The organism is Kitasatospora sp. NPDC048540 (genome assembly GCF_040651175.1).
Taxonomy (GTDB): Bacteria; Actinomycetota; Actinomycetes; order Streptomycetales; family Streptomycetaceae; genus Kitasatospora.
Genome location: NZ_JBEZIR010000122.1, coordinates 17,471 through 27,380, shown reverse-complemented (window position 1 = coordinate 27,380; position 9,910 = coordinate 17,471). Strand labels below are relative to the sequence as shown.

Annotated in this window: 13 protein-coding genes and 1 tRNA gene; 6 read left to right on the top strand and 8 right to left on the bottom strand. The window is 70.4% G+C overall.

The features are described 5' to 3' along the window. Together AB0D08_RS32830 and AB0D08_RS32825 are read left to right on the top strand one after the other, a co-directional pair. The coding region (locus AB0D08_RS32830) for a hypothetical protein (protein WP_359893906.1) at positions 1-198 on the top strand (198 nt) is incomplete at its 5' end. Positions 199-404: 206 nt separating this feature from the next. Next, positions 405-1,295 (top strand): tyrosine-protein phosphatase, encoded by an 891-nt coding sequence (locus AB0D08_RS32825; protein WP_359893905.1) that lies wholly within the window; start codon positions 405-407, stop codon positions 1,293-1,295. Between the two features lie 86 nt (positions 1,296-1,381). Here the strand turns inward: AB0D08_RS32825 and AB0D08_RS32820 are convergent, their stop codons facing one another. The 8 genes from AB0D08_RS32820 to AB0D08_RS32785 form a co-directional block, all read right to left on the bottom strand. Further along, the gene (locus tag AB0D08_RS32820; RefSeq protein ID WP_359893903.1) at positions 1,382-2,365 is read right to left on the bottom strand and encodes an RNA polymerase sigma factor SigF; all 984 of its coding nucleotides are present in this window, start codon (positions 2,363-2,365) and stop codon (positions 1,382-1,384) included. 183 nt (positions 2,366-2,548) lie between these two features. Continuing rightward, the gene (locus tag AB0D08_RS32815; protein WP_359893901.1) at positions 2,549-3,457 is read right to left on the bottom strand and encodes an RNA polymerase sigma factor SigF; all 909 of its coding nucleotides are present in this window, start codon (positions 3,455-3,457) and stop codon (positions 2,549-2,551) included. Between the two features lie 285 nt (positions 3,458-3,742). Beyond that, the gene (locus AB0D08_RS32810; protein WP_033818245.1) at positions 3,743-4,036 is read right to left on the bottom strand and encodes a Dabb family protein; all 294 of its coding nucleotides are present in this window, start codon (positions 4,034-4,036) and stop codon (positions 3,743-3,745) included. A 66-nt stretch (positions 4,037-4,102) separates the two neighbouring features. Continuing rightward, entirely contained in the window at positions 4,103-4,243 is a 141-nt protein-coding gene (locus AB0D08_RS32805; RefSeq protein ID WP_179419212.1) for a hypothetical protein, read from the bottom strand. A 537-nt stretch (positions 4,244-4,780) separates the two neighbouring features. Then, positions 4,781-4,869: transfer RNA gene (locus tag AB0D08_RS32800), tRNA-Phe, on the bottom strand. A 305-nt stretch (positions 4,870-5,174) separates the two neighbouring features. Next, a complete protein-coding gene (locus AB0D08_RS32795; protein WP_359893899.1) occupies positions 5,175-6,002 on the bottom strand; it encodes a hypothetical protein in 828 nt (275 codons plus the stop codon). 122 nt (positions 6,003-6,124) lie between these two features. Continuing rightward, the gene (locus AB0D08_RS32790) at positions 6,125-6,685 is read right to left on the bottom strand and encodes a GNAT family N-acetyltransferase (protein ID WP_359893898.1); all 561 of its coding nucleotides are present in this window, start codon (positions 6,683-6,685) and stop codon (positions 6,125-6,127) included. Next, positions 6,682-7,449, bottom strand: a complete 768-nt coding sequence (locus tag AB0D08_RS32785; RefSeq protein ID WP_359893896.1) for a GntR family transcriptional regulator — start codon at positions 7,447-7,449, stop codon at positions 6,682-6,684. Before AB0D08_RS32785 ends, AB0D08_RS32790 begins: the two co-directional genes overlap by 4 nt. Positions 7,450-8,027: 578 nt before the next feature. On the opposite strand from AB0D08_RS32785, the gene AB0D08_RS32780 reads away from it, so the two are divergent. Genes AB0D08_RS32780 through AB0D08_RS32765 form a run of 4 tightly spaced genes read left to right on the top strand, consistent with a single transcriptional unit; the run spans position 8,028 to position 9,887 of the window. Beyond that, positions 8,028-8,276: a hypothetical protein gene (locus AB0D08_RS32780; RefSeq protein ID WP_359893894.1), complete on the top strand. Its 249-nt coding sequence runs from the start codon at positions 8,028-8,030 to the stop codon at positions 8,274-8,276. Further along, positions 8,273-9,178, top strand: coding sequence for a DUF2637 domain-containing protein (locus tag AB0D08_RS32775; protein WP_359893892.1), 906 nt, complete (start codon positions 8,273-8,275; stop codon positions 9,176-9,178). Before AB0D08_RS32780 ends, AB0D08_RS32775 begins: the two co-directional genes overlap by 4 nt. Next, positions 9,175-9,522, top strand: coding sequence for a hypothetical protein (locus tag AB0D08_RS32770; RefSeq protein ID WP_359893890.1), 348 nt, complete (start codon positions 9,175-9,177; stop codon positions 9,520-9,522). The genes AB0D08_RS32775 and AB0D08_RS32770 overlap by 4 nt, the downstream gene beginning before the upstream one ends. Continuing rightward, positions 9,519-9,887 (top strand): RRQRL motif-containing zinc-binding protein, encoded by a 369-nt coding sequence (locus AB0D08_RS32765; RefSeq protein WP_359893889.1) that lies wholly within the window; start codon positions 9,519-9,521, stop codon positions 9,885-9,887. The genes AB0D08_RS32770 and AB0D08_RS32765 overlap by 4 nt, the downstream gene beginning before the upstream one ends. Positions 9,888-9,910: the final 23 nt, after the last annotated feature.

Sequence of the window (9,910 nt, the reverse complement as noted above, 5' to 3'; positions counted from 1 at the left end):
AACGACTACGACCCCGCCGGCAGCACCCAGATGTTCCGGGCGTTCGTCGACGAGGCCCCGGCCCCGCAGGCCCCGGGCTCCGTGACCACCTACGGCAGCAACAACAACGCCGGTTCAGGCCGCACCGGCATGATCATCGTCGGTGCCGTGCTGGCGCTCGTCGTGGTCGCCGGTGTGATCTGGCTCGCCGTCAAGTAACCCGTCCCGAACTCCTCCTGCGTCCTCACCCCGGCGGCGCCGGGCCCGGCGGACCGGGGACACCGCGGGCCCGCGCACCCGCACCGTTCCCCGGGCCGTCCGCCCGGTGGCGCACCGCGCTCCCGCGGGGGTGGCGGGGGCGGTGATGTCCCTAGACTGAACGGGTCCTACGACTCTCGTACGCCCGTGCCCCTGGAGGACAGCCCGTGACGCAGCAGCCCACCGAGACCGCCCGCAGCCTCGGCCTGACGGGCGCCGTCAACGCTCGCGACCTCGGGGGCTACCCGACCGCGGACGGCCGGGTGCTGCGGCACGGCGTCGCGCTGCGCGCGGACGCGCTCAGCCGGCTCACCGACGAGGACCTGGCGGTGCTCGCCGACCACGGACTGCGCCGGGTGGTCGACCTGCGCAGTCTGGTCGAGGTCCGCGAGGCCGGTCCCGACCGGCTCCCCGGCCTGCCCGCGGCTGCTCTCGCGGCGGCCGAGTTCTCCGACTCCCCGGGTGTCGTCGAGCCTGCGGACCCGGCCGGCATCGCGCTGCACCACCTGCCGATCTTCGCCGCGGACTTCGACATCTACGTGGCGCTGCGCAACGCGCTCGCCGACCGCGACGCCGACAAGCAGCGCGCCCTGCTCGGCGACGGCAAGGCCGCCGCGATGATGACCGGCCTCTACCGCTGGTTCGTCACCGACCCGGTGGCCCGCGACCGGTTCGCGAGCGTGATCCGGCTGCTCGCGGCGCCCGACGGGCCGCCGCTGGTGTTCCACTGCTCGGCGGGCAAGGACCGCACCGGCTGGGCGGCGGCGCTGGTGCTCACCGCCCTCGGCGTCGACCGCGACACCGTCTTCGACGACTACCTGCTCACCAACCAGCGCTCGGCCGCCCTGATCGAGATGATCGTCGACAGCTTCCACACCCGCGGCCTGATGAAGGATCCGTCGCTGCTGCTGCCGGTCTTCCGCGCCGAGCGGGCGTACCTGGAGACCGCCTTCGCCGCGGTCGAGGCCGGCTGGCCGTCCTTCGACGCGTTCTGGCGGGACGGTCTCGGCCTCGACGACCAGGTCCTCGACGGCCTGCGCGCCAACCTCCTGGTCTGACCCGCCCGGGCCCGCCGCACCCCGACGGCCCGCCCGCGGCGCACCCGCACCGCGGGCGGCGACGGCGGACGGGCCCCGGCGGGCCGCTACGCCTCCGCGATCAGACCGTCCCGCAGCTGGGCCAGGGTCTTGGTCAGCAGCCGGGAGACGTGCATCTGGGAGATGCCGATCTCCTCGCCGATCTGGGACTGGGTGAGGTTCCCGAAGAAGCGCAGCATGATGATCCGCCGCTCCCGGGGCGGGAGTTTGGCCAGCAGCGGCTTCAGCGACTCGCGGTACTCCACGCCCTCCAGCGCCAGGTCCTCGTAGCCGAGCCGGTCGGCGAGCGGGCCCTCGCCGTTGTCGTCCTCGCCGGGGCTGGAGTCCAGCGAGCTGGCGGTGTACGCGTTGCCGACCGCGAGGCCCTCGACCACGTCGTCGTCGCTGACGCCGAGGAAGGCGGCGAGCTCGGGGACGGTGGGGGAGCGGTCCAGCTTCTGGGCGAGCTCGTCGCCCGCCTTGGTGAGGGCCAGCCGCAGCTCCTGCAGGCGCCGCGGCACCCGCACCGACCAGCTGGTGTCCCGGAAGAAGCGCTTGATCTCGCCGACCACGGTGGGCATCGCGAAGGTCGGGAACTCCACCCCGCGGTCCGGGTCGAACCGGTCGATCGCCTTGATCAGGCCGATGGTGCCGACCTGGACGATGTCCTCCATCGGCTCGTTGCGGCTGCGGAAGCGCGCGGAGGCGTACCGGACCAGCGGCAGGTTCAGCTCGATCAGGGTGTCGCGGACGTACGTGTGCTCGTCGCTCCCGGCCTCCAGCGCCGCGAGCCGCCGGAACAGCGAGCGGGACAGCGTCCGGGTGTCCAGGGTGCGGTCGGCGGGCTCGACGGGCGCCGCCGCGGCCGTGGCGGACGCGTCGGCGCCCGGGCCGTCGGGGCCGGCGGTGCCGCCCGGACCGCCGCCGGGCGCGTCCGTGGCGCACCGGTCACCGGGCCCGGCCGCCTGGCCGGGCACCACGGCGACCGCCGCAGGCTCAAGGATCTCCTCGGCGACCGCCTCGACGACTGCACTGGCCGGCTTTCCGGACACGCGCCCACCCCCTCGTGACTGACCGTTCAACGGGCACCACCAGACAGTGGTTCCCGGATGAGTTCGTCCCCCACCTCAATACCGGCACACTGTCCCCGGCAAACCCGAATGTCGCAAGATGTCACTCGGCGGTAACGCGGTGCGATCCTGCGGCCACGTCCGGGCGCGGGCGCACGACCCGGCTCACTCCTCCCAGGAGTTCCCGGTCCGCAGCCGGGTCAGGATCCGGGCCAGCAGCCGGGAGACGTGCATCTGGGACATCCCCAGCTCGGTGGAGATCTGGGACTGCGTCAGGTTGGCGAAGAACCGCAGCATGATGATCCGGCGTTCCCGTTCCGGCAGCTGGACCAGCAGGTGCCGCACCATGTCGCGGTGCTCGACGTCGGCCAGCGCCGAGTCCTCGTAGCCGAGCCGGTCCAGCAGGGCCAGCCCGCCCTCGTGCTCCTGGGCGGCCTCCAGCGAGGCCGCGTTGTAGGCGCGGCCGGCGTCCAGACAGGCCCGGACGTCCTCCTCGGGGATCCGCAGGTTGGCGGCGATCTCCGGCACCTTGGGGGCCCGGCCGTGCACCACGGTGAGCTCCTCCATCGCGCCGCTCACCTGGACCCACAGCTCCTGGAGCCGGCGCGGGACGTGCATGGTGCGGACGTTGTCGCGGAAGTAGCGCTTGATCTCGCCGAGGATGGTGGGCAGCGCGTAGGTGGGGAACTGCACCCCGCGGTCGGGGTCGAACCGGTCGATCGCGTTGATCAGGCCGATGGTGCCGACCTGGACGATGTCCTCCATCGGCTCGTTGCGGCTGCGGAAGCGGGTCGCCGCGTAGCGCACCAGCGGGATGTTGATCTCGATCAGGGCGGCGCGGACCCGGGCCCGCTCGGGGGCGTCCGGGGGGAGTTCCGCCAGCCGTTCGAAGAGCACCCGGGTGAGCGTGCGGACGTCCACCGCGCTGCCGCGGACGCCCGGCCGCTGGTCCTCGGGCCCGCCCGCCGGGGGCCCGGCCGCGGCCGTCCGGGCGCCGGGCGCCGCGGGGGCGGCGGCCGGGGAACCGTCGTCCCGGTCCGCCTCCGGCGTCCCGTCCTGTGTCCGCACGGACACCTGCACCCCTCCCAATGTCGACACCACACGATCCGAGCTGCCTGCTGCCCGGTGCAGACCGGGCGCCGTGGTGCTGCCCGGGGCTCGATCACCACCTCGCCATATCCGGCAAAACCGGTCATAGCATCACAAGTCGTTCATAGGGCGGGCAAGCACCGGATATAGGCGTGTTGGTGGACGCTGCGGCGAACGGCGGTATGTGCTGCGGCCCCCCGCCCGGGACGGGGGCGGGGGGCCGCACGGGTCGTGCGTGTGCCACGGCGGCCCGCCGGGCCGCCGGACCGGTCAGACCTCGATGTCCGCGATCACCCAGGTGGCGAACTCGCGCCACTGGCCGGCCGCGGCCTGATGGGCCGGGTGGCCGAGGTACGCCTGCAGCGCGTCCCGGTCCTCGACCAGGCTGTTGATCGCGTAGTCGTGCGCGATGTCGCGGTCGGTGGTGTTCCAGCCGCACTCCCACTCGCGCAGCTCGGGGATCAGCGAGCCGAGCGCGTCGAAGGCCTCGGCGCCGGCGACCGCGCGCGGGTCGTCCTTCGAGACGCCGTCGTTGAGCTTGAACAGGACCAGGTGCCGGATCACGAAGCCGCTCCTACCAGTGCAGTGAGGGTGGACGAACCCCGCCACGGTAACCGTCGCTGCGCCCGCTCAGTTCACCAGCCCGGTCATGAAGGTCCCGACCGCCTTGGCCGCGTCCGAGATCCCGACGAACCCCGACTGGACCAGCTCGGCGGCGCGGGTGGGGGAGGTGATGATCGTGTAGATCACGAAGATCAGCAGGAGGTACATGCCGACTTTCTTCGCCTGAGCCATCGGACGGGCCTGCCTCCCTAGCGCCGGGCGCCACCCTGGTCCCCGGCGCCCACTCTCCTGGCGGCAGCTTATCCATCGGACGGGCTATCGAGTGAGTGGCGCGTTCACCCGTCGGGACGAAGGTCCCAGCGGGTGGGGCCTTTCTCCGGATGCCCGGGCCGGAGCCGGACGGCAGGATTGGTGATGTGACGAGGATCTGGCAGGAATCCCCGTCGCACGGAACCGGAGTTCCCCGCTGTGGGACCGGGCGCCGCGGGTTTCCCCCTGACGCGGCACCGGTTGTGGGACCTCCGCAGGGGGAGCGGTCCGTCCCCCCGGGACCGCTCCCCCCTCCGAAGACCTTCACGGTCTCGCAGGCTCTGCACTCCCCGGGCCAAGGTGGTGGTCGGCCCGGACGCGAGTGCGGAGCCTTCCGCGTTCTCCCCGTCGTGTGCTCCCCGCGGGACCGGCTGCGGACGCGGGTACGACGGAGGGCCCGGACTGTGATCAGTCCGGGCCCTCCGTGCGAAGCGGTAGCGGTGGGATTCGAACCCACGGTGAAGTTGCCCCCACACACGCTTTCGAGGTCCGCCCTGGGGCTGGCGCGGTGCCAGCGCTGGGCTAATCAGCAGGTGGGATCCGGTCGCGTAGTGGCGGCCCGAACGCTGACGGACAGTCGCGGTCGAGTCTGAATGAGACGAAAACTGAGACGGAGCCCGACCGCTGCTGTCACTTCGGGCGCTTGAGCGACAGCTTGATCCGGCCCTTGCTGTAGCCGTTGTCCTCGGCGCCGTGGCGCGTGGAGTCCGACGGGGTGTAGCGCCCAGACATGGGGCGGTCCACGTTGATCAACTTTTTCATGGCGGCCCCGAATCCGACAGCGGCACTCGCGCCAAACGTTGGCCGGGCGTTCTCACTGTTCATCTGCTCACAGCTCCGTCGTCGGGTTCAGCTCGGAGGGGAAGTAGTGCTTGCGCCTGATCCACTTGAAGCCCTCATGGCGGGTGATGCCTGCGACCTCGATGGGCCCACCGACAGTGTCCGCCCCTGGAGTGAAGCGTACAAACTTGGCCGTCAAGTCGACCAGCCATATTGCAAGATCAATTGCATCTTGGAATGGCATGGCGGGCAGGGTGAACGGGATGGACAGCTGTTCCTCAATGGCGCCAAGGGCCAGGGGCGCCTCCTCGGCGGACACTCCGAGGTTGACTAGGGCGTTGCCCAGGCCGAGGCTATAGCCCTTGAGGATCCGGTTGATGGGCTCTGGGTTGCCGTACCAGCTCACGCCGGTGGTCTCGCCCTCGTGGAGCGGAGAGATCACCGGGTCTGCGTCTGGAGCAAACGTGATCTGGTATTCCTCGGCAAGCGTACCTCCTGACGAGTACCCGCCAACGAGTAGGCCCAGTTCCCCGCTGAGCGGGTGCGAGGCGATGTGCTCCTCATGCACGAAGTCCGTGATCATCTCGACCACGTCCTTCATGGTGTAGCGGTCGGCATGGAGCGTCGGGCCGTGCTCGGGGACCTCACCTTGAAAACGCCGACGTAGATCCTTCATGAGTGTGGCGATCGAAGCCGTGCCGATGTTCCCTTGGCCCCACGTCATTGCACCAATGGGAAGCCGCTTGTGCAGGTTGAAGACCTTGTTGGCGTTGTTGTACACGTTGATCACGCCGAGGTCAGCAGTGGCAAACGTGGTCGCACTGTCAGCAGCCAGCACCAAGCCGTCGTGGACCTTAACACTCACTGCGATAGTCAAGCGTGCCTCCTTGCATGCGCTGTGGGGACACCTTAGGGCTCAATGGCTGCCGCCCGTGAGACCTTGGGAGTGACGCCTGTGGACAGTTTTGGGTCAGCAGAGGGGCCGACCCGAAACCGCAGCTAGCCAAGTGCTGATTCGACTGAAGTGCGGTCGTCGAACCCATGTGTGGTGATGGTTGCCGGCCTCTGTGCGATCCATCCTGAGACTCTGGGGCCCCCGTTCACGGCACCCCCCTCGCGTACTGTCCGGACGTGGGTGAATCCATGGTCGACGTAGTAGCGCTGGAGGCGTTCGTTGGTGGTCCAAGCGTCCAGGCGTAGCCACTGGGCGCCTTCGCCGGCTGCACGGTTGCTTGCCCAGTTGAGCAGGCGACCCCCGATGTCCTGACCCGCGTAGGCCCGCGAGACGGTCAGCTTGTTGACGTAACGGGCAGGCTCGCGAAGTTCAGCAGGCGTCCAGAGGCCATCTTCAGCCTCAGGCGTGAGGGTGATTGTCCCTGCGGTCATCTCCCCGTCCCGCAGCATGAACACGGTGCCGGCCTGGATGGTGGCGAGGAGCTTGTCAGCCGGGTACGGCCGACTCCACTGGTCGCTACCGAGCGCGCTCAGCCAGCCTGCTGCCTCGGTCCGAAAGGCCAAGAGTCGATCGAGATCCGCAGGCTCCGCTGTCTCGACCCTCATGCCTGGCCTTCCCTCGCTGCGAGGTTCCCGATCTCGTAGTTCATGTGGTTCAGGTCGCCCCTGAGGGTTGTGACGGTGCACCGTACCGGCTGTGTCTCCGAATACCCCGTGCGGACCCACACCAGCACGGGGACGCCAGCACCGACCTGCAAGAGCCGTGCCTCATCCGGCGTTGGCATCCGGGTCGAGATGTCGTCGAAGTACCCGACCTGGTCGATGCCGAGACCTGCCAGGTATCGCGTCGTTCCTTCGTCGATGTCACCTGGTTCAGCCAGTCGCGGAGCCTTCTCGACCACCCACATCGGGTAGTTGGTGGCCTGGGTGGACCACGGAACGCCATCTACGTAGCGGTGGCAGAACCGAAGGACAGTGGTGGAGCCTGCCTCGATCCGGAGCTGGTCGGCCACGATCGCTGGAGCAGGCTGCATCTCCACCCGGAACTCTTGATGTGGACGCCGTCCCGCCTGCGTCACGTCGGTGCTGTAGGCATCCCCGAGCTGGGGGAAGGTGAGGTTCTCGAACCGCGAGGCGTTCAAGCTGAACACCTCGTGCGAGCGGACCTCGTAGCCGAGCCCCTGGCTCGAAGTGATGAGCCCTTCGGCGACAAGCACATTGAGTCCTGCGCGGACAGTGTTCCGGGACGCGTCGAAGCGCTCGCACAGATCACGCTCGGACGGCAGGCGGCCTCCGGGCGGGAAGGCTCCGTTGCTGATCTCGTGCCGGAGCGCATCTGCTACACGGCGGTACAGCGGCTGGCTACTCATACCTCCCATAATGACGCATCCAGTCAACTGGTTCCTACATGTTGAACCAATGGGCTTGACGATCGCTCTGTGTGAGTGCAGCATCATGTTCAGCAGCTTGTACCTACCAGTTGAGCCAGGGGCTCAACAAGGTCAAGGTGGACGTGATGGGCCATGCCCTGAGACGTCTCTGAGCTGCGCAAGCCCCGCGAGATGGGCGGCTCACGCCGCACCCAGGGGCAGGAGCCCTCGATGTTGATGAGGGGGAGGCTCCCGGGCGCCTTGTCAGTCCCGGAGGGCAGAGATCGAAAGATCAGCCGTCCGCGCCTATGCGGGAGCACGCTCCCGAGAGGACGGCACTGCGGGCCTGCGCCACACCTGTGGCTGCGGGCCCGCCTCGATGAACGAGTGACTTTGGTGACCGACCCGTGCCTGTGGTGGGCGGGTCGGGATCCATGGCTACTCGTGCATGACGAGTAGCTGGGCCTGATGAGTCGGGGCCACCGCGCAATTCCTTGGCCGGAGCGCGGCAGCCCCTCGGGCCAACCCCAACTAGGAGAGGTCTACCCGTGAAGTCGATTGTTGCAGGACAGCGTGCCGTGAACTCGGATGAGTTCGCGGAGCTGGCGTTGGGCGTGGACTCGGAGCTGTTCGCCGGTGTGGCCGGCGAGTCGGCGATCGAGCGGCAGGCCCGGTTGGACGTGGCGGAGGCGGTGCTGGCGGACCTGCGCCGAGAGGACCCGGAGCTGGCCGCCTACGCCGAGCGCCTGATGAACACCGCCCCGGTCCCGCTCCACAACACCCGCCGCGCCGCCCACCCGGACGTGGTGCTGGGGGTGGCGGCGTGAACCGGGCGGGCAAGTTCTGGATGGTCGCCGCGCTGTTGGGCGTGGTCGGTATGGCGTTCCGGGTCTCCTGGAACGCGCTGAAGGACATCGCCAGCGCGATCGGCGCCGACCCGACCGCCGCCACGGTCTACCCGCTGGTGATCGACGGCCTGATGGCGCTGGCCCTGGTCGCCGTGCTGATCCTCACCGGGGCCGACCGCAGGTTCGCGCTGCGGGTCCTGGTCGGCTACACGGTCGCCTCACTGGTCCTCAACTACACCCACGGACTGGTGACCCTGCACGGCGGCGGCCGGGCCAAGCTGGCCGACTGGGCACCCGCCCACTGGGCCCTGGTCCTGCTCGCCAGCTCGCTGCCGGTCGGCTCGATCGCCTTCGGCTCCGACCTGGTGGCCAAGGTCCTGCACCACAGGCCCGAACCAGCAGAAAACACCCAGACCGGCATGAATCGGTCGGTGTCTGACCTGCCCGAACGGTCCGACCCGGACCCGCTGGGGTCGGTGTACGAGTCGCCCGACCCCGCTCCGGCCGCCGAGCCGACCGTGCCCGCCCCGGTGGTGGAGCCGGTCCGCCCGGTCAAGGCCGTGGCGGCGGTGGCGAGTCGGCCCCGCCGGGCGACCGGCACGGTCCCGCAGTCGGCCCGCACCGCCCGACCGACCCGCACGCCGGTCGAGCTGCTGGCCGAGGCCCGCACCGCCACAGCCGGGTGGCCGGACGACGACCTGGTGGCCGACCGGATCCGGGAGGCGGTCCGCACCTCCTCCGCCAAGGCCCGCGAACTGCGCGACGCCCTCAAGGCCGAGCGGACCGAGCTGGCCGCCCGGCCGGGCCTTCACGCGGTCCCGACCCCGCACAGCACCACGCCGGCCGAGGACACCCCGGCCACTGAGGGGGTGGCGTTGTGAGTGCCGGTACCGCTTCGGGTCAGGTGGACGCGGCCGGTGCGCTGATGGCGATGGTCACCGCGTTCCGGTCCCTGCCCGCCCCGGCGTTCCGACTGGAACGGCTCTGGGGCTGCGGGGGCGGGGCCGAGGGCGTGTGGGGCGTAACGCTCGCCCTGCACGGCGGTCTGGGCCAGTTCGAGCAGTGGCGCGCCGCGCTCGGCCTCGACCCGGCCGACGTCACCGCCCACCTGGACGCGGATGGCCCGCACTGGCTGGAGGCCACCGGCACTTGGTCCGGGGTCCCCGTGCAGCTCATCGGCCACTTCCACTTCACCGACCCCCGGCCCGGGCCGGGCGCCGGGTGAGCGCCCGGCTCGCCGACCGGGGCGAGACCACCGGCACGATCCCGACCTACCGGTGGCAACAGGCCCCGGACGGCTACGCGACCCTGCGTCAGCTGCGTAAGCGGGGGCTGCGGCCGGGCGGTCAGCCGGTCGCCGCACAGCTCCTCTGGCGCTCGCGCTTCGGCGGCACCGCGCTGGCGTTCCTGTACCGGATCGACCTCGCCCGGCCGGTCCGCCCGATGACCCCGGCCAAGGCCGCCGCCCTCGCCGCCGCGAACCGGGCCCGGCGGATGTGCCCCGGCTGCGGGCGCGACGCGGGCTACGTCCTCCCGGCGCGCTACGGCACCTGCGTGCCGTGCGCCGACGGCTGGCCGATCGCCGCCTGAACGGCCCGCACCGATCCTTCCCC

Excerpts from the sequence above, each read along its gene's own strand:
- AB0D08_RS32805 (WP_179419212.1), bottom strand. The coding sequence starts at position 4,243 with ATGTACCTCCTGCTGATCTTCGTGATCTACACGATCATCACCTCCCCC.
- AB0D08_RS32785 (WP_359893896.1), bottom strand. The coding sequence starts at position 7,449 with ATGAGTAGCCAGCCGCTGTACCGCCGTGTAGCAGATGCGCTCCGGCAC.
- AB0D08_RS32790 (WP_359893898.1), bottom strand. The coding sequence starts at position 6,685 with ATGAGGGTCGAGACAGCGGAGCCTGCGGATCTCGATCGACTCTTGGCC.